The sequence below is a fragment of the Paracoccus luteus genome (assembly GCF_004522155.1).
GTDB lineage: Bacteria > Pseudomonadota > Alphaproteobacteria > Rhodobacterales > Rhodobacteraceae > Paracoccus > Paracoccus luteus.
In genome coordinates, this window is the sequence record NZ_SDEA01000008.1 from 87787 (window position 1) to 108994 (window position 21208).

The 21208-nt window shown below is 70.6% G+C and carries 20 protein-coding genes; 14 read left to right on the forward strand and 6 right to left on the reverse strand.

Annotation, left to right across the window (positions count from 1 at the left end; all coding sequences use genetic code 11):
- Positions 1-31: 31 nt before the first annotated feature.
- Complete coding sequence (locus EPA64_RS11090) at positions 32-1045, forward strand: NAD(P)H-dependent flavin oxidoreductase (RefSeq protein ID WP_134726420.1); 1014 nt, start codon at positions 32-34, stop codon at positions 1043-1045.
- Between the two features lie 434 nt (positions 1046-1479).
- Here EPA64_RS11090 and serB read toward each other — a convergent pair whose 3' ends face one another.
- A complete protein-coding gene (serB, locus tag EPA64_RS11095) occupies positions 1480-2361 on the reverse strand; it encodes a phosphoserine phosphatase SerB (protein ID WP_134726421.1) in 882 nt (293 codons plus the stop codon).
- A gap of 162 nt (positions 2362-2523) precedes the next feature.
- On the opposite strand from serB, the gene EPA64_RS11100 reads away from it, so the two are divergent.
- The 5 genes from EPA64_RS11100 (at position 2524) to EPA64_RS11120 (ending at position 7485) form a co-directional block, all read left to right on the forward strand.
- Positions 2524-3672, forward strand: coding sequence for a phosphoserine transaminase (locus EPA64_RS11100; protein WP_134726422.1), 1149 nt, complete (start codon positions 2524-2526; stop codon positions 3670-3672).
- Positions 3673-3777: 105 nt separating this feature from the next.
- Positions 3778-5370, forward strand: coding sequence for a phosphoglycerate dehydrogenase (serA, locus tag EPA64_RS11105; protein ID WP_167626656.1), 1593 nt, complete (start codon positions 3778-3780; stop codon positions 5368-5370).
- Between the two features lie 62 nt (positions 5371-5432).
- Positions 5433-6182: a metallophosphoesterase family protein gene (locus EPA64_RS11110; protein ID WP_134726424.1), complete on the forward strand. Its 750-nt coding sequence runs from the start codon at positions 5433-5435 to the stop codon at positions 6180-6182.
- 126 nt (positions 6183-6308) lie between these two features.
- The gene (gene hspQ, locus EPA64_RS11115; RefSeq protein WP_134726425.1) at positions 6309-6629 is read left to right on the forward strand and encodes a heat shock protein HspQ; all 321 of its coding nucleotides are present in this window, start codon (positions 6309-6311) and stop codon (positions 6627-6629) included.
- A gap of 103 nt (positions 6630-6732) precedes the next feature.
- Complete coding sequence (locus EPA64_RS11120) at positions 6733-7485, forward strand: TSUP family transporter (RefSeq protein WP_134726426.1); 753 nt, start codon at positions 6733-6735, stop codon at positions 7483-7485.
- A 156-nt stretch (positions 7486-7641) separates the two neighbouring features.
- Here EPA64_RS11120 and EPA64_RS11125 read toward each other — a convergent pair whose 3' ends face one another.
- Positions 7642-8628, reverse strand: coding sequence for an asparaginase (locus EPA64_RS11125; RefSeq protein WP_134726427.1), 987 nt, complete (start codon positions 8626-8628; stop codon positions 7642-7644).
- Positions 8629-8770: 142 nt separating this feature from the next.
- Here EPA64_RS11125 and EPA64_RS11130 point away from each other — a divergent pair, with 142 nt between their 5' ends.
- From EPA64_RS11130 to EPA64_RS11160, 7 genes are all read left to right on the forward strand, one after another.
- Positions 8771-9295, forward strand: coding sequence for an invasion associated locus B family protein (locus EPA64_RS11130; RefSeq protein ID WP_134726428.1), 525 nt, complete (start codon positions 8771-8773; stop codon positions 9293-9295).
- Between the two features lie 106 nt (positions 9296-9401).
- Positions 9402-10643 (forward strand): dual-specificity RNA methyltransferase RlmN, encoded by a 1242-nt coding sequence (gene rlmN / locus EPA64_RS11135; protein ID WP_134726429.1) that lies wholly within the window; start codon positions 9402-9404, stop codon positions 10641-10643.
- Positions 10644-10760: 117 nt separating this feature from the next.
- On the forward strand, positions 10761-12299 hold the full coding sequence (gpmI, locus tag EPA64_RS11140) for a 2,3-bisphosphoglycerate-independent phosphoglycerate mutase (RefSeq protein ID WP_134726430.1): 1539 nt from the start codon (positions 10761-10763) through the stop codon (positions 12297-12299).
- The gene (locus tag EPA64_RS11145; protein ID WP_134726431.1) at positions 12296-13579 is read left to right on the forward strand and encodes a murein hydrolase activator EnvC family protein; all 1284 of its coding nucleotides are present in this window, start codon (positions 12296-12298) and stop codon (positions 13577-13579) included. Before gpmI ends, EPA64_RS11145 begins: the two co-directional genes overlap by 4 nt.
- Complete coding sequence (locus EPA64_RS11150) at positions 13576-15108, forward strand: S41 family peptidase (RefSeq protein ID WP_134726432.1); 1533 nt, start codon at positions 13576-13578, stop codon at positions 15106-15108. Before EPA64_RS11145 ends, EPA64_RS11150 begins: the two co-directional genes overlap by 4 nt.
- The gene (locus EPA64_RS11155; RefSeq protein WP_134726433.1) at positions 15105-15626 is read left to right on the forward strand and encodes an RNA pyrophosphohydrolase; all 522 of its coding nucleotides are present in this window, start codon (positions 15105-15107) and stop codon (positions 15624-15626) included. Before EPA64_RS11150 ends, EPA64_RS11155 begins: the two co-directional genes overlap by 4 nt.
- 154 nt (positions 15627-15780) lie before the next feature.
- Entirely contained in the window at positions 15781-17250 is a 1470-nt protein-coding gene (locus tag EPA64_RS11160; RefSeq protein WP_134726434.1) for an ABC transporter substrate-binding protein, read from the forward strand.
- Between the two features lie 4 nt (positions 17251-17254).
- Here the strand turns inward: EPA64_RS11160 and EPA64_RS11165 are convergent, their stop codons facing one another.
- From EPA64_RS11165 to EPA64_RS11175, 3 genes are all read right to left on the reverse strand, one after another.
- Complete coding sequence (locus tag EPA64_RS11165) at positions 17255-18142, reverse strand: DMT family transporter (RefSeq protein WP_134726435.1); 888 nt, start codon at positions 18140-18142, stop codon at positions 17255-17257.
- Positions 18143-18158: 16 nt separating this feature from the next.
- Entirely contained in the window at positions 18159-19178 is a 1020-nt protein-coding gene (locus tag EPA64_RS11170; protein WP_246026723.1) for a lytic transglycosylase domain-containing protein, read from the reverse strand.
- 131 nt (positions 19179-19309) lie between these two features.
- Entirely contained in the window at positions 19310-20098 is a 789-nt protein-coding gene (locus tag EPA64_RS11175; protein ID WP_134726436.1) for a L,D-transpeptidase, read from the reverse strand.
- A 367-nt stretch (positions 20099-20465) separates the two neighbouring features.
- On the opposite strand from EPA64_RS11175, the gene EPA64_RS11180 reads away from it, so the two are divergent.
- Complete coding sequence (locus EPA64_RS11180) at positions 20466-20747, forward strand: GlsB/YeaQ/YmgE family stress response membrane protein (protein ID WP_134726437.1); 282 nt, start codon at positions 20466-20468, stop codon at positions 20745-20747.
- Positions 20748-20808: 61 nt separating this feature from the next.
- Here the strand turns inward: EPA64_RS11180 and EPA64_RS11185 are convergent, their stop codons facing one another.
- Entirely contained in the window at positions 20809-21156 is a 348-nt protein-coding gene (locus EPA64_RS11185; protein ID WP_134726438.1) for a hypothetical protein, read from the reverse strand.
- Positions 21157-21208 lie beyond the last annotated feature (52 nt).

The following is a 21208-nucleotide window of genomic DNA, read 5'->3' on the forward strand; positions in this document are numbered from 1 at the left end:
CGACGTTGCGCCGAAAGCAGGGGGATACGCCATGACCGACCTGATCGCCGCCCTTGGACTGCGCTGCCCGGTGCTGCAGGCGCCGATGGCGGGCACGTCGACCCCCGCCCTTGCGGCGGCGGTGTCGAACGCGGGCGGGCTGGGCAATCTGGGGCTGGCCGCCATGACGCCGCAGCAGGCGGCGCAGGCGATGGCCGAGACGGCCGCGCTGACCGGCCGCGCCTGGGGCGTCAATCTGTTCTGCCACCGCCCGCCCGTCCGCGACCCGGTGCGAGAGGCCGCGTGGCTCGACCGCCTTGCCCCGCATTTCACCCGGTTCGGCGCGCAGCCCCCCGCATCGCTGCGCGAGATCTACCTCAGCTTTCTGCAGGACGACGCGATGCTGGCGGCCGTCGTGGCGGCGCGCCCGCGGCTGGTCAGCTTTCACTTTGGCCTGCCCCGGCCGGACCAGATCGCGGCCCTGCGCGAAACGGGCGCGCTGCTGGCGGCGACCGCAACAGGCCCGGCCGAGGCGCAGGCGATTGCGGACGCGGGGCTGGACGCCATCGTCGCGCAGGGCTGGCAGGCGGGCGGGCACCGCGGCATCTTCGACCCCGACGGCCCCGACGAGCGGCTGGACACGCTGGATCTGGTGGCGCGGCTGGTTCCCCTTGGCCTGCCGGTGATCGCGGCGGGGGCGATCATGCAGGCGTCGGACACCCGCGCGGCGCTGGCGGCGGGGGCGGCGGCGGTGCAATGCGGCACGGCCTTTCTGCGCGCCCCCGAGGCCGCGACCCCGCAGCCCCACCGCGACGCGCTGGCTGTGGGCGAGACGGTGATGACCGCCGCCATATCCGGGCGGCCGGCACGGGCCTGCGTCAACGACTTCACCCAGCTGGGCGGCGCCGGGGCGGGCTATCCGATGACCTATGACGCGGGCAAGGCGCTGAACGCGGCGGCGCTGGCGGCGGGTCACACCGGCTTTGGCCCGCATTGGGCGGGCACGGGGGCCGCGCAGGCGGTCGCGCGGCCGGCGGCGGAAACGGTTGCGGCGCTGTGCCCCTAATGGCGGGGCCTTGGCGGCAGATTGGCCGAGGCGGTGATCGCCACCGCCAACCCGGCGGCAGGTTCGCCGACGCCTCCCGGCGCGGGTTCACCAACGCGCTGATCGCCTGGGCCAGTCCGGCGCGGGTTCACCGATGCCTCCATCGCGGCGCGGGTTTGCCAATATCCCGATCGCCTCTGCCAGTCCGGCGACAGGCTCACCAACGCCCTGATCGCCTCGGCCAGCCCGGCGCAGGTGCGGCGATGCCCTGATCGCCCCAGCCAGTCATCGCGGGTTCGCTCACGCCTGTCGCCGCGGCCAGCCCGGCGCGGGTTCACCGACGCCCTGATCGCTGCAGGCGGCAGGCTCACCGACGCCCCCATCGCCGCGACCGGCTCGGCGGCAGGCGCGCCTGGCCGGTCCTGCCCGCTTGCGCGCCGCCTCCTCCCGGTCTCTCAGCCCGCGACGAACTCATCCGCGCCATAGCCCTGCAGATACAGCAGCGCGGTCAGGTCGCCGTGGTTGATGCGGATCGGGGCCTGCGCCGCGACCACGGGTTTGGCATGCAGCGCCACGCCCGCGCCCGCCAGCTGCAGCATGCCCAGGTCGTTCGCGCCGTCGCCCACCGCCAGCACGTCGGCGGCGGTCAGCCCGCGGCGCGCGACGATGTCGTTCAGCGCGTCCACCTTGGCCTCGCGTCCCAGGATCGGCAGCGCCACGCGGCCGGTCAGCCGCCCCGCGCCGTCGGACAGCAGCACGTTGGCGCGCTGTTCGTCGAACCCCAGCCGGTCGGCGACCGGCCCGGTGAAATCGGTGAAGCCGCCGGACACCAGCGCGGTCCACGCGCCCTGCGCCTTCATCGTGGCGACCAGCGTCGCGCCGCCGCGGGCCAGCGTGATGCGGGTTTCCAGAACCTCGGCCACGACCGACTCCGGCAGCCCTTCCAGCACCGCCACGCGGGCGACCAGCGCCTCGTGAAAGTTCAGCTCGCCGTTCATGGCGCGGGCGGTGATCGCCGCGACCAGCGGGCCAAAGCCTGCGACGGCGGCCAGCTCGTCGATGCACTCCTGGTCGATCATGGTCGAATCCATGTCCGCCAGCAGCACCGCCTTGCGCCGGTTGGCGGTCGGCTGGACCGCCACGTCGATGCCGCGCGCGTCCAGTTCCGCCTGAACGGCGTCAAAGTCGGCGGGGCGGTCCGCCACCGGAAACTCGGCCGCGATCGAGGGGTCCAGCCACAGCGCGTGACCGCCGTCCCAGCGGCGTTGCAGCGCGGTGACGCTGTCGTCGTCCAGGTCTGCGCGGCCCGGCGCGGCAAGGATGCTGACGGTAAACATGAAAACCCCCGACAGATGTCGCCGCCCGCATAAGGGCAAACGCGCCCGCCCGCCAGCCGGGCGCCGCCGCGATTTCGCGCTTGCGGCGAATCGCGCGGCCGATTACGCCGGTCAGCGGGACACACCGCCCCAACGCGGTGCTTTTTAGCTGGAAGGCTAACCATGCTCGACACGACGACCCCGGCAACGCGGCCGGCCAATCCGCGTTTTTCCTCTGGCCCCTGCGCCAAGATCCCCCATTATTCGCTGGACCTGCTTGCCGACGCGCCCCTGGGCCGTTCGCATCGCGCCGCCATCGGCAAGTCCAGGCTGGCCCGCGCCATCGACCTGACGCGCGAGGTGCTGGGCGTTCCCGCCGATTACCGCATCGGCATCGTGCCGGGGTCCGACACCGGCGCCGTGGAAATGGCGATGTGGACGATGCTGGGCGAACGCCCGGTGGAAATGCTCGCCTGGGAAAGTTTTGGCGAGGGCTGGGTCACCGACGCCGTCAAGCAGCTGAAGCTGGACGCGACCGTGCGCAAGGCCGACTATGGCCACATCGTCGATCTGGCGCAGGTCGATTTCGACCGCGACGTCGTGTTCACCTGGAACGGCACGACCAGCGGCGTCTGCCTGCCGAACGGCGACGCCATCCCCGCCGACCGCGCCGGGCTGACGATCTGCGACGCGACCAGCGCCGCGTTCGCGATGGACCTGCCTTGGGACCGGCTGGATGTGGTGACCTTCAGCTGGCAGAAAGCATTGGGCGGCGAGGGCGCGCATGGCGTGCTGATCCTGTCGCCGCGCGCTGTCGCCCGGCTGGAAAGCTATGTCCCCGACCGCCCGCTGCCCAAGATCTTTCGCCTGACCAAGGGCGGCAAGCTGATCGAGGGCATCTTCAAGGGCGAGACGATCAACACGCCGTCCATGCTGTGCGTCGAGGATTACATCGTCGCGCTGGAATGGGCGCAGTCGGTGGGCGGGCTGGACGGGCTGATCGCCCGGTCGCAGGCCAACGCCCGCACCGTGGCCGAGTTCGTGGACGCCCGCGACTGGATCGAGAACCTGGCGGCGGACCCCGCCACGGCGTCGAACACCTCGGTCTGCCTGCGCTTTACCGATCCGCGCATCAAGGACGCCGCGGCCTTCGCCAAGGCCGTGGCCAAGCGGCTGGAGAAGGAGGGCGTCGCCTATGACATCGGCGCCTATCGCGATGCACCGGCCGGGCTGCGGATCTGGTGCGGATCGACGGTGGAAACCGCCGATGTCGCGGCCCTGATGCCGTGGATCGACTGGGCGTTCCAGCAGGAAATCGCAGCGCAGGGCTGACTGCGCCCGGGGGCGCTGCCCCCGGACCCCGGGATATTTCAACACCAAAGACGATGCAGGCGCTGGCGGACCGCCGCGCGCTGCCCCATCACGAGGATAAGGCGAATGGCACCCAAGGTTCTGGTTTCCGACGCGCTGAGCGAAACCGCCGTCCAGATCTTCCGCGACCGCGGGGTCGAGGTCGATTATCTGCCCGATCTGGGCAAGGACAAGGAAAAGCTGGCCGAGATCATCGGCAACTATGACGGTCTGGCGATCCGGTCGGCCACCAAGGCCACCGAGAAGCTGCTGGAGAAAGCCACGCGGCTGAAGGTCATCGGCCGCGCCGGGATCGGCGTCGACAACGTGGACATTCCGGCCGCGTCGAAAAAGGGCGTGATCGTGATGAACACGCCCTTTGGCAACAGCGTCACCACCGCCGAACACGCCATCGCGCTGATGTTCGCGGTCGCCCGGCAGCTGCCCGAGGCGTCGTTCAGCACCCATGCCGGCAAGTGGGAAAAGAACCGCTTCATGGGGGTCGAGCTGTTCAACAAGACGCTGGGCCTGATCGGGGCGGGCAACATCGGGTCGATCGTCGCGAACCGGGCGCTGGGGCTGCACATGAAGGTCGTGGCCTATGACCCCTTCCTGTCCGAGGACCGCGCAAAGGAAATCGGCGTCACCAAGGTCGATCTGGACGAGCTGCTGCGCCGCGCCGATTTCATCACCCTGCACGTGCCGCTGACCGACAAGACCCGCAACATCCTGTCGGCGGAAAGCCTGGCCAAGACCAAGCCCGGCGTCCGTATCGTCAACGCCGCGCGCGGCGGCCTGATCGACGAGGCGGCGCTAGCCGAGATGCTGAAATCGGGCCACGTCGCGGGCGCGGCGCTGGACGTCTTTGCCGAGGAGCCGGCCACCAGCAGCCCGCTGTTCAACCTGCCCAATGTCGTCGTGACCCCGCATCTGGGCGCATCGACCAGCGAGGCGCAGGAGAACGTGGCCCTGCAGGTGGCCGAGCAGATGTCGGATTACCTGCTGACCGGGGCCGTGCAGAACGCCCTGAACATGCCCAGCGTGACCGCCGAAGAGGCGCTGGTCATGGGGCCGTGGATCAAGCTGGCCGGCCATCTGGGCAGCTTTGTCGGCCAGATGACGGACGAGCCGATCAAGGCCGTCAACATCCTTTATGACGGCGTCGCGTCCACCATGAACCTGAACGCGCTGAACGCGGCCGTGATCGCGGGCGTGATGAAGGCGGCGAACCCGGACGTGAACATGGTGTCCGCCCCCGTGGTCGCCAAGGAACGCGGCATCCAGATCGCCACCACCACGCAGGACAAGTCCGGCGTCTATGACGGCTATGTCAAGGTGACGATGGTCACCGGCGACCGCGAGCGGTCCATCGCCGGCACGGTCTTCAGCGATCACAAGCCGCGCTTTATCCAGATCCGCGGCATCAACGTCGATGCCGAGATCGGCGAGCACATGATGTATACCCGCAACCGTGACGTGCCCGGCGTCATCGGCACGCTGGGCGTCACGCTGGGGGGCATGGGCGTCAACATGGCGAACTTTACCCTGGGGCGCGCGGCCAACGGCGGCGACGCCATCGCCATCACCTATCTGGACGAGCCGCTGCGCGAGGACGTGCGCAACGCGCTGCTGGCGACGGGCAAGTTCGAACAGGTGCGGCCGCTGCGCTTTCAGCTGTGACGGCTGGACAACGCCCCGACCCCCCGCCCAATCTGCCGGGGGTTCCAGCGCGGGGGCACGCCATGCGGATCTATGCCGTCGGCGACATCCACGGCCACCTTGACCTGCTGCGGCAGGTTCATCGCCGCATCGCGGACGACGGCGGCGAGGATGCGACCATCGTCCATGTCGGCGATCTGGTGGACCGCGGGCCCGATTCCCGCGGCGTCGTCGATTACCTGATCGAGGGGCAGACCCGGGGCCGCAACTGGCTGGTCATCAAGGGCAACCACGACCGCATGCTGCCGCAGTTCCTGCGCGACCCCGGTTACGTCGATCCGGGGATCAAGTCGGGCCGCCCCTGGATCGCCCACGACAACATGGGCGCGGCCGGCACGCTGGCGTCCTATGGCATCGCCGACGCGTATGAGCGTGAGGTGGCCTCGGTCCACGCCGAGGCGCTGGCCCGCGTGCCCGACCATCACGTCCGCTGGCTGGACAGCCTGCCCGCGTGGCACCTGACGCCGCTGGCGCTGTTCGTTCATGCAGGCCTGCGTCCGGGCGTCGATCTGCGCGACCAGGTCCAGGACGACCTGCTGTGGATCCGCAAGCCCTTTGCGCAGGATGCGCGCGACCACGGCGTCCTGGTCGTCCACGGCCACACGCCCGTGCGCCATCCGACGCATTTCGGCAACCGGCTGAACCTGGACACCGGCGCCGCCTATGGCGGGCCGGTCAGCGCCGTGCGGCTGGATGCGGACGGCGGCATCTGGTGGCTGAGCGACGCGGGGCCGCGGCCGGTCGCGCCGGGCGCGGGCGACGCGCACGACTAGGGCGGCGATCAGGCCGAGGATTCTGCCTCAAGGTTGAGTGATCGGCGGATCAGGACACGCTCGCCGATAGACTTTTGGTCGGGACTGCCCTATTTACCGGGCCAACACGGATGCAGGGCGTGCGGGATGCGACAGGCGAAATACAACATCGGGCAGGTGGTCCGCCATCGGCAGCATCCCTTCCGCGGCGTCATCTTCGACGTGGACGCGGTGTTTTCCAACACCGAGGAATGGTATCTGTCCATCCCCGAGGATTGCCGCCCGTCAAGGGACCAGCCCTATTACCACCTGTATGCCGAAACCGAGGCGACCTATTACGTCGCCTATGTGTCCGAACAGAATCTGGTCGCCGACCCCTCGGGCGAGCCGCTGGAACACCCCGAGCTGATCGGCATGTTCGGCGAGTTCGACGACGGCCGCTATCCGTTGCAGCACGGGCTGAACTGACCCCTTTCGCCCGCCGGCCGCGCGTTTCGGCCCCCAGGATCGCCCCGATGCCGCGCCGTTCCGGCCCCCTGCCCCCTTGCGCGCCGATCGCGGCGGCCCCGTCATGCTGACGGCCGAGATCGTGGCCCTGCTGGTCGCCGCCGCGGCTGTCGCGGGGTTCGTCGATTCCATCGCAGGCGGCGGCGGGCTGATCACCGTGCCCGCGCTGATGCTGGCGGGAATGCCGCCCGATCAGGCGCTGGCCACCAACAAGGTGCAGGGCAGTTTCGGCGCGGCGACCGCCGCCGCCAGCTATGCCCGCAGCGGGCTGGTGGACCTGCGCGCGCAGCTGCCGGTCGCGGCGCTGGCGTTCTGCGGGGGTGTGGCGGGCGCGCTGATGGTGTCGGCGATCCCCACCGGCGCGCTGCGCGTCATCCTGCCCGTCGTGCTGGTCGCCATCGCGCTGTTCTTTGCGCTGAAACCCGGCCTTGACGACACCGACCGGGCGGCGCGGCTGTCGCGGGGCGCGTTCGCGCTGACCGCGGTGCCGGTCGTCGCGTTCTATGACGGGCTGATCGGGCCTGGGGCCGGGGCGTTCTATATGCTGTCGTTCGTGATGCTGGCGGGTTTCGGCATCCTGCGCGCGACCGCGCACACAAAGCTGTTGAACCTGGCGTCCAACATGGGCGGGCTGACGGCATTCGCGCTGACCGGGCAGCCGCTGTGGCTGGTCGGGCTGGTCATGGGCGCGGCGCAGATGGCGGGCGCGTGGGCCGGGTCGCGGGTGGCGATGCGCATCGGCGCGCGGGTGATCAAGCCGCTGCTGGTCGTGACCTCGACCGCGCTGGCGCTGCGGCTGCTGTGGCAGATGATCTAGGGCGGCGCCGTGACGGCCGAAGCCGTGCGCGTGGGGCTGCCACAATCCGGCACGGCTGACGCGGCGCCAAAATCGGGCGCGCCCCGCCCGAGGACGTGATCGGCGCACGGCTGGATCGCCAAAACCGCGCCCGCGTGACCCTGCCCGTCCGCCCCGTCAGGTCGCGAAACCGGCCGACTGCCGCAGTTCGGCGACGGCGGTGCCGCGCCAGTTGCGGATCGGCCCGGTCAGGTATTGCGCGACCACCGGATGCCCGGCGTCCAGCAGCCCCAGGCGGACCAGCAGGGCCGTGATCGCCGCCTCGGACCCGCGGGTGCCGCCGTCCGCCACCTTCAGCGCGACCCCCAGGCCGCGGTCGGGGGCGATGGCGACGAACACCGCCTCGGCCCCGGTCTTGACGGCGACGCGCCCGCCCATCGCGCGCATCAGGGCGGTGCAGGCCCGCCCCTCGCCCGCGACCAGCTCGGGATGCGCGCCCATCGCGTGGACCAGCCGCGTCATCGCCCGGCCCCGCAGGCCCGCGCCGGGGTTGGCGAACGCGGCCATCGCGCGGGCCAGACCGGCGACGGTGGTGGCAAAGTTCGGGGCCGAGCAGCCGTCGATGCCGTGGCCGGCAACGGGCGCGCCCGTCACCTCTTCGGTCGCGGCCAGCACGGCCCGCTGCACGGGATGGTCCAGTTCGTGATATTCCGGCCCCGCCCCCAGATGCCGGGTCAGGGTCAGGAAGCCCGCGTGCTTGCCCGAACAGTTGTTGTGCAGCTGGCAGGGGGCGGTGTCGGAACAGGTCAGCCGCCTGGCCTCGGCCCGGTCGTTCGGCATGTGGGCGCCGCAGCGCAGGTCAGGCTCGGCCAGGCCCAGCGCGGCCAGCCAGTCGCCCACCCGGCCGACGTGGTCGGCCGCGCCCTGATGGCTGGCGCAGGCCAGCGCCAGATGCTGCGGAGACAGCCCGGCGGCGTCGGCAGCCCCGCTTTCGACCAGCGGCAGCGCCTGGATCATCTTGCACGACGACCGCGGAAAGATCACCGCATCGGGGTCGCCCCAGCTTTGCACGACGCCCGACGCGTCGCAGACCGCGACATGCCCGCGATGCACGCTTTCCAGCAGGCCGCCCCGCCACAACTCGATCAGATCCGCCGCCGCCATCCGGTTTTCCTTTGACATTCGCGCGATTTCCCGCCTGCGGGTCTTTTGCCCCGCGGGACTTTTCGCTTATCTTCGCCGCAGACGGCTGAAAAGACCATCACCAGACGCGACACCCGCAATCAGACGGGGCAGGAGGCAGAGCATGACCATCCATTCGATCCGCAAGCTGGGCATCGCGGCGGCGACGCTGGCGGCGCTGGCCTCGCCCGCGCTGGCGGCCGAACCCAAGGTGCTGGGCAGCGAGGGGGACTGGACCGCGTTCGGCGGGGACGCCCCCAAGGAATGCTGGGCCGTGTCGCCGCCCAAATCCACCCGCAACACCGACGCCGAGGGCAACCCGCGCGAGGTGACGCGCAGCGACATCCGGCTGTATATCGCCTATCGCCCCGGCCAGAACGGCGAGGTGTCGTTCCAGGGCGGCTATCCCTTTGCCCCCGACAGCACGGTCGAGGTCGATGTCGGCGGCACCAAGTTCAAGCTGTTCACCGAGGGCGAAAGCGCCTGGACGGGTTCCCCGGACGAGGATGCCAAGCTGATCGGCGCGCTGCGCGCCGGGTCGAACGCAGTCGTCACCGGCCGGTCCTCGCGCGGGACGCGCACGGCCGACACGTTCTCGCTGGCGGGGATCACCGCGATGACCAACACGGCGCGCGAAACCTGCAAGTAAGCCTTGCGTCCGGGGCCTGCCCTGCGGCGGGGTCTTGTGCTATGACATGGGCCGCCCCAGATCGGGGCGGCCCTGCCTTTTTCCTGCTGACCCGGACGGATTGCCCATGACCCCGCCTGCCGCCCCCGCGAACCGACCCGACGCCGCGCCCGCCTCGTCGTCGCCGACGCCGACGGCACAGGCGCCGATCACCCAGGACGTGCTGACGATCCCGCGCAAGCCGGTCGCCGCGGACCGGATCAACATCATCGGGCTGACCCGCGAGGGGCTGCGCGCCGCCCTGATCGCCGCCGGGACGCCCGAGCGGCAGGCCAAGATGCGCGTCGGCCAGATCTGGCAGTGGGTCTATCACTGGGGCGTGCGCGATTTCGCGCAGATGACCAACCTTGCCAAGGATTACCGCGCCTTTCTGGCGGACCGCTTCGAGATCGCCATCCCCGAGATCGTGACCCGCCAGGTCAGCGAGGACGGCACCCGCAAATACCTGCTGCGCATCGCCGGCGGGCACGAGGTCGAGACCGTCTATATCCCCGAGGACAGCCGCGGCACGCTGTGCGTCAGCTCTCAGGTCGGCTGCACGCTGACCTGTTCGTTCTGCCACACCGGCACGCAGAAGCTGGTGCGCAACCTGACCGCCGGGGAAATCGTGGGCCAGCTGATGGTCGCCCGCGACGATCTGGGCGAATGGCCCGAACCCGGCGCGCCCAAGGACGAGACCCGGCTGGTCAGCAATCTGGTGCTGATGGGCATGGGCGAGCCGCTGTACAACTTCGACAACGTGCGCGACGCGATGAAGGTGGTGATGGACAACGAGGGGCTCAGCCTGTCGCGCCGGCGCATCACCCTGTCCACCTCGGGCGTGGTCCCCGAGATCGCCAAGACCGCCCGGGAAATCGGCTGCCAGCTGGCCGTGTCGTTCCACGCGACCACCGACGCGGTGCGCGACCGGCTGGTGCCGATCAACAAGAAATGGAACATCGACGAGCTGCTGGGCGCACTGCGCGACTATCCGCGGCTGTCCAACAGCGAGCGGATCACCTTTGAATACGTCATGCTGGACGGCGTGAACGACAGCGACGACGACGCCCGCCGCCTGATCCGCCTGATCCGCGGCATCCCCGCCAAGATCAACCTGATCCCGTTCAACGAATGGCCCGGCACCCCCTACAAGCGGTCGTCGTGGGACCGGATCGAGGCGTTCGCCGACATCATCTACAAGGCGGGCTATGCCTCGCCCATCCGCACGCCGCGGGGCGAGGACATCATGGCCGCCTGCGGGCAGCTGAAATCCGCGACGGAACGCGGGCGCAAGTCCGCCTCGCAGGTGGCGGCCGAGGCCGGGCTGTAGCAACGCGGGCCGGGGAACCGTCCCGCGCGCCGCCCGCGCCCATCACGGGCGCTTGCCTTGCCCCCTGCCCGCGCGGGGCGTAGAACCCGCCCCGACCGATCACGCGCAGGGACCGTCATGACCCAACCCCGACCCGTCGTGCTGTGCATTCTGGATGGCTGGGGCATATCCGACCGGCCCGAACAGTCCGCCCCCGACGTGGCGGATGTCCCGAACTTCCGCCGGCTGATGGCCGACGACCCGCATGCGACGCTGATCACCTATGGCCCCGACGTCGGCCTGCCGCGCGGGCAGATGGGCAACTCGGAAGTGGGGCACACCAACATCGGCGCGGGCCGCGTCGTCGCGATGGACCTGGGCCAGATCGACCTTGCGATCGAGGACGGCAGCTTTTTCGACAACGCCGCGATGGGGGCGTTCATCGACCGCATCAAGGCCGCGGGCGGCGTCGCGCATCTGATGGGCGTCATGTCGAACGGCGGCGTCCACGGCCACATCGCCCATGTCGTCGCCGCCTGCCGCGCGGTCGCGGCGCAAGGCGTCCCGGTCGTGCTGCACGCCATCGCCGACGGGCGCGACGTGCCGCCGCAATCGGCGCTGGGGTTCGCGACCGAACTGGCCGGCGCGCTGCCCGAGGGCGTGACCGTGGGCACCGTCATCGGCCGCTATTTCGCGATGGACCGCGACAATCGCTGGGACCGGGTCGAACGCGCCTTTACCGCGATGGTGCGCGGCCAGGGCGTGACCGCGGCCGACCCCGCGCAGGCCGTGGCCGACGCCTATGCCCGCGGCGAGACGGACGAGTTCATCCAGCCGACCGTCCTGCCCGGCTATCTCGGCGCGCGCGACGGGGACGGGTTCTTCTGCCTGAACTTCCGCGCCGACCGCGCGCGCGAGATCATGGCCGCCCTGGGCCAGCCCGACTTCGCCGAGTTCGACGTGACCGGCCGGCCGCGCTGGTCGGGCATGCTGGGGATGGTGGATTATTCCGCCCGCCACGACCAGTTCATGACCGCCGCATACCCCAAGCGGCAGGTCGCGAACACCCTGGGCGCCTGGGTCGCGGCGCAGGGGCTGCGCCAGTTCCGGCTGGCCGAGACCGAGAAATACCCGCATGTGACGTTCTTCCTGAACGGCGGCAAGGAAAGCCCCGAACCCGGCGAGGACCGCTTCATGCCCGCCAGCCCCAAGGTCGCCACCTATGATTTGGCGCCGGAAATGGCCGCGGCCGAGGTCTCCGACCGGTTGGTCGCCGCGATCGGCGCGGGGTATGATCTGATCGTCGTGAACTATGCCAACCCCGACATGGTCGGCCACACCGGCAGCCTGTGGGCCGCCGCCCGCGCCTGCGAGGCGGTGGACCGGGGCCTTGGCATGATGCTGGAAGCGCTGGACCGCGCGGGCGGCGCGGCGGTGGTGATCGCCGACCACGGCAACTGCGAGACGATGATCGACCCCGCCACCGGCGGCCCCCACACTGCCCACACGACGAACCCGGTCCCGGTCATCGTCCACGGCGGGCCTGCGGGCGCGCGCTTGCGGGCGGGCGGGCGGCTGGCCGACGTCGCGCCCACGGTGCTGGACCTGATGGGCCTGCCCCTGCCGCCCGAAATGACGGGCGCGAGCCTGATCCAGCGCCCGGCGGCGGGCGCATGACGGCGGCGCGCCTGATCGGGGCGGCGGCGCTGGCCCTGCTGGCAGGCGCGGGCCTCGCCGCGGCGCAGGTCGTGTCCGAAGGCGGGCACCGCGCCGTCACGACCGCCGATGCGGGCGCGGGCGAAGGGGTCGCGGAAACGCCGACCCCGGCCGAGGCCGCGGCCGAACAGGCCGCCGCCGCCGCCGCCCAGCTGCGCGCCGCGATGGGCCAGCTGGACCGCGCGCTGACCGCCGACGATCAGGTGGTGGCCCTGACCGAGGTGATCCGCGCCTATGAGATGGGGCAGGCCGCCCTGCGCGACGGCTTGCGCCGCGCCAGCCTGCGCGAGGCGCAGGTCCGCGCCGATTTCGACGCGCGACGCGACCGGCTGTCGCGCGTGATCGGGGTGATGACCGCGATGCAGCAATCGCCCGAAACGCTGATGCTGCTGCACCCCGCAGGCCCCGCCAGCACAGCCCGGTCGGGCATGGTGCTGTCGGCCATCGCCCCGGCCCTGCAGGCCGAGGCCGACAGCCTGAAATCCGGCCTGGCCGAGATCGCCACCGTCCGCGCCATCGAACAGGCCGCCGCCGACACGCTGGCGCAGGGCCTGGGCGAGGTGCAGGAGGCGCGGCGGCTGCTCGCCTCGGCGGTCACCGACCGCTCGACCGTGCCGGTCCGCTTTGGCGAAGACCCCGCCGAGTTGACCTCGCTGGTGCGGTCGGCCGAGACGCTGGACAGCTTTGCCGACGGCATCGTGGCGATGGAACAGGACATCGGCGCGCCGATGGCCGATTTCGAGGCGGCGCAGGGCAATCTGCAGCTGCCCGTGCTGGGCCAGGTGGTGCCCGGCCGGGACGGCGCCGGCGCGCGCCTGCCGGGGCTGACCATCGCCACCCAGCCCGCCGCGCTGGTGACGACGCCCTGGCCCGCGACCATCCGCTATCGCGGCCCGCTGCTGGATTACGGCAATGTGATGATCGTGGAACCCGCGCGCGACTATCTGCTGGTGGTGGCCGGGCTGGCGCAGGTGTTCGGCGAAACGGGCGACGTGCTGGCGCAGGGCGAACCCCTTGGCCTGATGGGCGGCAACGAGGGGCCGGCGGCCGAGTTCGGCGCCGGCTTTGTCGCCGCCGCGACCGGCGCCGCCCCGCCCGACGACGCGCCGCGCCTGTATCTGGAACTGCGGCACGGCAAGGAAACACTGGACCCCACCGAATGGTTCGTGATGAATCCGGTCATCACCGCCGATGCGGCCGCGGCCGGGACCGGTTCAGACGAGGTCAGGACAACCGAATGAAGAAATATCTGATGGCCGGGGTCGGCGGGACGCTGGCCGGCATCCTGGTGACGACGCAGCTGGCCGGCCCGCTGATCGCGCAGGAAAGCGGCCGGAACGTGTCGGTCTATGAACAGCTGGACCTGTTCGGCAACATCTTCGAACGGGTGCGCCAGGATTATGTCGAGCAGGTGGACGACAAGACCCTGATCGAGGCCGCGATCAACGGGATGCTGACCTCGCTGGACCCGCATTCGTCGTTCCTGTCGGCCAACGACTATGAGGACATGCAGACACAGACCCGCGGCACCTTCGGGGGCCTGGGGATCGAGGTCGGGCAAGAGGACGGGCTGGTCAAGGTCATCTCGCCCATCGACGGCACGCCCGCCGCCGAGGCGGGGGTCAAGCCCGGCGATTTCATCACCCATGTGGACGGCGAGCCGCTGATGGGGCTGGGGCTGGACGAATCGGTCGACAAGATGCGCGGCCCGATCGGGTCGGAAATCACCATCACCATCCTGCGCGAGGGTGAGGCCGAGCCGTTCGACCTGAAGATCACCCGCGACACCATCAAGCTGACCGTGGTCAAGACGCGGGTCGAGGGGCACGCGGTCGTGCTGCGCATCGCCACCTTCAACGACGAGACCTATGACACGCTGAAGGCCGAGATGGACAAGGCCATCGCCGAGGCGGGCGGCATCGACAAGGTCACGGGCTTTGTCGTGGACCTGCGCAACAACCCCGGCGGGCTGCTGGACCAGGCCATCCGGGTCAGCGACGCGTTCCTGGACAAGGGCGAGATCGTGTCCACCCGCGGCCGCAAGCCCGAGGACAGCGAACGCTGGAACGCCGAGGCGGGCGACCTGGCGCAGGGCAAGCCGATGGTCGCCCTGATCAACGGCGGATCGGCCAGCGCGTCGGAGATCGTCACCGGCGCGCTGCAGGACCACCGCCGCGCCATCGTCGTCGGCACCAAGTCCTTCGGCAAGGGGTCGGTCCAGACGGTGATGCCGGTCACGTCCGACAGCGCGATCCGGCTGACCACGGCGCGCTATTACACGCCGTCCGGGCGGTCGATCCAGGCGATGGGGATCAACCCCGACATCATCGTCGAACAGCCCCGCCGCGACCCGGCGGACGAGGCGGAGGAGGACGCGCCGAAGAGCGCCTCGAACTTCAACACCTCGGAAAGCGACCTGCGCGGTGCGCTGAACAACGATTCGATCAGCGACGAGGAAAAGCGCCAGATCGAGGAAGAGGCCAAGCAGGTCGAGGCGACCGCCAAGCTGCGCGAGGAGGATTACCAGCTGGCCTATGCCGTGGACATCCTCAAGGGACTGGCCGCGGTGGAATACCGCGCCGCCGACGTCCCCGAGGCCGCCAAGCCCGCCGTCACCGGCGAGAACGCGACGACCGAGGGGGCCGGGGACGCCGGGGCCGACGAACCCGCCGCTGGCGACGCGCCGGTCACCGCGCCGGTGGACGCCGCCGCGCCGCCCGCGTCGGGCGACGCCCCGCCGCCCGCGCGCCCGGCCGAATCGCGGCCATGACCGACGACGGCACCTTCGATCCGGCCGAACTCGGCCCGGCCGGCCTGCCCTATCGCCCCTGCGCGGGGGTGGTGCTGGTCAACGGCCGCGGCCAGGTCTTTGCCGGGCACCGCATCGACAACCCCTCGGACGCCTGGCAGATGCCGCAGGGCGGCATCGACGGGGGCGAGGATGCGCGCGCCGCCGCCCTGCGCGAGCTGCGCGAGGAAACCGGCATCGACCCCGCCCTGTGCGAGGTGCTGGCCGAGACGCCGGACTGGGTGCGCTATGACCTGCCGCCGGAGCTGGTCGGCCGGATCTGGAAGGGACGGTTCGGCGGGCAGCGGCAGAAATGGTATCTGGTCCGCTATGACGGCACCGACGACCAGATCGACATCGCGACCGAACACCCCGAGTTCGACTCCTGGCGCTGGATGACCCCGGCCGAGATCAGCGGCAAGATCGTGCCCTTCAAGCGCGACGTCTATGACCGGGTGTTCACGGCGTTCGCGCCGTGGCTGGACGGGCGGCAGGACTGAGCGCCTGCCCGCGCCGCCAGCCGGTCCTGATCGCACCCCATGATTGCGCGGACCCGGTCGCACCGCGCTGATCGCGCGGCCCCCACCGCGCGGCCTTGATCGCGCGCGCGCTGCCGCTAGGCTGTCGCCGCGCATCAACCCTTGGGGGACAGACATGTTTCGTTTGCTGACGACCGCCGCGGCGGTCGCGTTTCTCGCCGGCCCGGCGCTGGCCGCGTCGGACGCGATCAGGCTGGGGATGGTGCTGGAACCGCCGAACCTGGACCCGACCGCAGGCACGGCGGCCGCCATCGACGAGGTGGTCTATTCCAACCTGTTCGAGGGGCTGACCAGGTTCGCCCCCGATGGCACCATCGTCCCCGGCCTTGCCGAAAGCTGGCAGGCGTCCCCCGACGGCAAGATCTATGATTTCAAGCTGCGGACCGGCGTGACGTTCCATGACGGACAGGGGTTCGACGCGTCCGACGTCGTGTTCACGCTGGACCGGGCGCGGGCGCCGGATTCGGTCAACGCGCAAAAGGCGCTGTTCGAGCATATCGCCTCGGTCGAGGCGGTCGCCCCCGATCAGGTCCGCGTCACGCTGAACGCGCCCGACGGCAACTTCCCGTGGAAGATGGCGTGGGGCGATGCGGTCATGCTGGACCCGGCGTCGGCCGCGAACGCCGCGACCGCGCCGGTGGGCACGGGGCCGTTCCGCTTTGGCGAATGGACGCAGGGCGACCACATCACGCTGACCGCCTTTGACGGCTATTGGGGCGACAAGCCCGCGCTGAAGACGGCGACGTTCCGCTTCATCTCGGACCCCACGGCGGCGTTCGCGGCGATGATGGCGGGCGATATCGACGCCTTTCCGATGTATCCCGCGCCCGAGACGCTGGACCAGATCAAGGCGGACCCCCGCTTCAAGGTCATGGTCGGCACGACCGAGGGCGAGACGATCCTGTCCATGAACAACCGCAACGCGCCCCTGAACGATCCCCGCGTGCGCGAGGCGATCGCGCTGGCGGTGGACCGGCAGGCGATCATCGACGGGGCGATGTTCGGCTATGGCACGCCCATCGGCAGCCATTTCGCCCCGCACCACCCGGATTATGTCGATCTGGTCGCAACCTCTCCGCACGACCCCGACCGCGCCCGCGCCCTGCTGGCCGAGGCGGGGGTCGCGGACCTGACGCTGCGCCTGGCGCTGCCGCCGCCGCCCTATGCCCGCCGCGGCGGCGAGATCCTGGCCGCGCAGCTGCGCGACGTGGGCATCCAGACCCAGACGACGAACATGGAATGGGCGCAGTGGCTGGAAACGGTATTCAAGAACGCCGATTTCGACCTGACCATCATCAGCCATGTCGAGCCGCTGGACATCGGCATCTATGCCCGCGAGGGCTATTACATCGGCTATGACAATGCCGATTTCCGGGCGCTGATGACGAAACTGGACGCGGCCATCGACCCCGCGGAACGCAGCGCCCTGCTGAAGCAGGCGCAGGAAAAGCTGGCCGCCGACCATCCCGCCGCCTTCCTGTTCCAGCTGGCCCGCACCGGCGTCGCCGACGCCCGGATCGAGGGGTTGTGGGAAAACGCGCCCTCGCCCGCGAACGACCTGACCAAGGTCCGCTGGACCGAATGACGGCTCAGCGCGGCCGGCGCCAGCCCGCCGGCCGCGCGAACAGCACCAGGTTGCCCGCCAGCGCAAGGGCCAGCCCGGCGAACCCGGTCCAGTGCCAGCGATACCCCTCGAACAGGGTGGAGATCGTCAGGGCGATGACGGGGAACAGCACCGTCGCATAGGCCGCGCGCGACGTGCCCATCCGCGCCACCATCATCAGATAGGTGGTAAAGCCGATCACCGACGCGAACACCGCCAGATAGACCAGCGCCGCCAGATAGCGCCCGTCGGGCGGCGCCACGACCGGCGTGCCGGTGACCGCGACCAGCGCCAGCAGGATCAGCGCCCCATAGCCCATCGACCAGGCGTTGCCCGACATCAGCGGCACCCCCGCCGCGCTGTTGCGCCGCGACACCATGTTGCCCAGCGAAAAGAACAGCGTGCCCATCACCGCCAGCCCGATGCCGTGCAGCGCCGCAGGGTCGGCGGCCCCGGCCAGATCGCGCGCGAACAGCAGCCCCACGCCCGCCGCACCCAGCACTGCGGCCAGCGCCACGCGGGCGGTGATCCGCTCGGCAAAGAAGATGCGCGCGTTCATCGCGTTGAAGATCGTGGCCAGCGAAAAGATCACCGACACCAGCCCCGACGGGATCAGCCCGGCAGCGGCGTAGAAGCACAGGAAATTGAGGCTGAACAGGCACAGCGCCTGCAGGACCAGGAACGGGTGGTGCCGCCCCGCGGGCCAGCGCAGCCGCCCCGACAGCGCCAGCGCCGCCAGCAGGATCGCCGCCGCCAGCCCGAACCGATACATCACCGACACCGGCACAGGCACCGGCCCGACCTGCATGCGGATACCGATCCAGGTCGTGCCCCAGACCAGCACGGTCGCCACGAACAGCAGGGCGTTGGTCATGGTTGCGTCGGCGCCGTCAGTTCTTCAGCACGATGCAGCGCCCGCCCGCGGATTTCAGCCGGTTGCAAAAGGCGAACGCCTCGGTCCGCGAGGAATAGCCGACCTGCGCGGTATAGACCTTGCGCGCGCTGCCGGTCAGCGCCTTGCGGACATAGCCGACGCGCTTGCCGCCCAGGATCGGGCGCAGCTGCCGGTTCAGCCGGTTCACCTGCGCCTGCGCACCCGACTGCTTGGGGTGGGACGCGACGATCACCCCCCAGGGCCACACGCGCGAGGGCGTGCCGAACTCTTTCAGCGTGCGGTTCGCCGCCAGCCTGATGCAGGCGTCGCGAAACGGTTTGGCCTTGTCCAGCCGCAGGTCCAGCGAGGCCGCGTCGGGCGGGCTGTCGCGCCATTTCCAGGCGGTGTGGCCGGTGATCGCCTCGACGTAATCCTGCGTCTCATAGGGCAGCACGTGGCCGCCGTTGCGGAACCGCGCGGCCCGCGCCTCGCCGCCGTTATAGGCGACGGCGGCCAGCCCCACGCTGCCGAAACCGTCGATCAGGTCGCGCAGGTAATCGGCCGAGGCGTGGATCGCCTTGGCCGGGTTGAACGGGTCGTCCAGCTTTCGCATCCGGGCGGTGTCGGGCATGAACTGCGCGATGCCCTGCGCGCCGACGGGAGAGATCGCCTCCGGCTCGAACAGGCTTTCCTTCCACAGCAGGCGGGCCAGAAAGTTGGGGTCCAGCCGGTTCTCGGTCGCGGCGCGCTCGATGGTGGTGCAGACATCCGCGACATAGCTGGCCGCCTCGATGCAGCTGCGCGCGTCGGCGGTGCAGCGGCGCGTGGTATTCGCGGCGGGGGCGGGGTCCGCCGCGGCGGGCTGCGGCGCGGCCGCGGCGGGTGCGACGGCGGCGACCGCCCTGGCGCCGGGCGGGTCGCCCGCGGGTGCATCGGGCACCGCAGCCTGGGACGCCACCGGGGTTTCGGGATCGGCCAGTTCAGCCCAGGCGGGACCGGCCAGCGCCAGCGCAAGGATCAACGGAATCACACGCACGCCGGCCCCCAGCGATCACCCTGCCGCAAGCGATAACAACTGTCCGGCGCAAAGTTAACCCTTTGATGCCGACCCCGGAACGACAAACGCCCCGGCGATGGCCGGGGCGTCGCCGTGTCGCGGGACAGCCTTCAGCGGACCGGAACGGCGCTTTCGACCACCGGCGCGCCGCTGGCGGGCAGCAGCGCGGCCGTGGTCTGCCCCCCTGCGGGCAGCAGATAGCCGTCCGGCGTCTCGACCAGCGGCCCTTCCAGCGCGGCGCTTTCGGCCGGGGTGCGGACGCGGACCTTGGCGTTCATCGGCGTCATCTCATACAGGTCCAGGATGTCCTGGTTGAACAGCCGGATGCACCCGGCCGAGGTCGCCTTGCCGATCGACGACGGGTCCAGCGTGCCGTGGATGCGATACATCGTGTCCTGACCGCCCTGATACAGATACAGCGCGCGCGATCCCAGCGGGTTGGTCGGGCCGCCCGGCAGGCCGCCGCGGACCGGACCATACAGTTCCGGCTCGGTGCGGACCATGTTCGCGGTGGGCGTCCAGGACGGCCATGCGGCCTTGCGCCGGATCGTGGCGTTGCCGGCGAAACCGGTCCCGGCGCGCCCGACCGCGATGCCAAAGCGCGTGGCCTCGTTGCCTTCGTGCACCAGATAAAGGACGCGGGCATAGGGATCGACGACGATCGTGCCGGCCGCCTCGCCGCCGTTATAGGCGACGCGCTGGCGGCGGTTGCGCTCGGTCAGATAGGCGGGCTTGACCGCCTTGATGTCGATCGGCTCGCCGTTGGGACCGGCATCGGTGCGGGCCTGATAGATGGCGGGCACCGGGGCCGAGGCGGCGGTCGGCGCGGTGGCGGTGGTCTCGGGGGCGCAGGCGGCAAGGCCCAGCGCCATCGCCAGCATGACGGGTGCGAAACGCATCGGGTTTCCTTCAAGACGGTCAGGGCCGGGCGGGCAATGCCTGCGGCCCGAAGGTGGCAGCTTTGGACGTCGGAGGCAGGCGGGGCAGACCGCGCGCCGACTCGGATGGGTCCGTTACGCCGCGCGCCGGGCGCAAGGTCAAGCAAAGCGGCGCGGAAAAGCCGGCCGCGTGGCAGAAATGTGTCGGCCCGCCCCGGCACCGCCCGCCCGGCTAAGCTGCGGGCAGGGCGACAGAAAGTTGCCAAAATGTCGCAGGCGGTCCGGCGAATCAAGTTCTCGTGCGCCGCGCCGGAACCCCTTGGGGCATGGCTTGTTGTCTGCGCAGGACAGGCGTCCCCGCGGCGCTGCAATCGAAAGGACTGCGTTCATGGGCTTTATCATCGCCATCATCATCGGCGCCATTGCTGGCTGGCTGGCCGGCCAGATCGTCAAGGGCCACGGCCAGGGCGTCGTGATGAACATCATCGTCGGCATCATCGGCGCGCTGATCGCCAACTTCCTGTTCCCGGCGTTCGGCTGGAACATCGGGGCCGCCCCCGCGACGGCAGACAATGCCGTGGTGGGCACCAGCATCCTCGGCTCGATCATCTTCTCGACCATCGGCGCGGTGCTCCTGCTGCTGGTCCTGCGGCTGTTCAACCGGTCCTGAACCCGCCGGAACCGGACCCGCAATCCCGCGACCCCCGCCCCTTCGGCGGGGGTTCGTCTGTTCAGCCCGCAAGCGAACCCCCGATCCCGCGCAGCACGTCGGCCGAGATGTCCACCGCCCGCCGCGGCATCAGCGCCGCGTCCAGCGCCGCCCTGCCCGGCGCGGTCATCCCGCCCCCCTCGTATCCGACCACCCGGCCCGTGCCCGCGATCCGCGCGACGGCGGGCCACAACCCGTCGCCGCCCCGGTCCACGGCCACGCGGCACCCGGCCGTGACGACCAGCGCGGCCCCGTCGCCCCCGCCATGCCATGCGATGGCCGCAGCCGACGTCAGCACCGCCACATCGACCCCCCGCCCGTCCATGATCGCCCGCAAGGCCAGCAGGCGGCCGCCGTCACCCTGTCCCATCCCGCCCCTTTCGCGCATCCGGCCAGAATGCGCGGGCCGGGGCTTTCGTCAA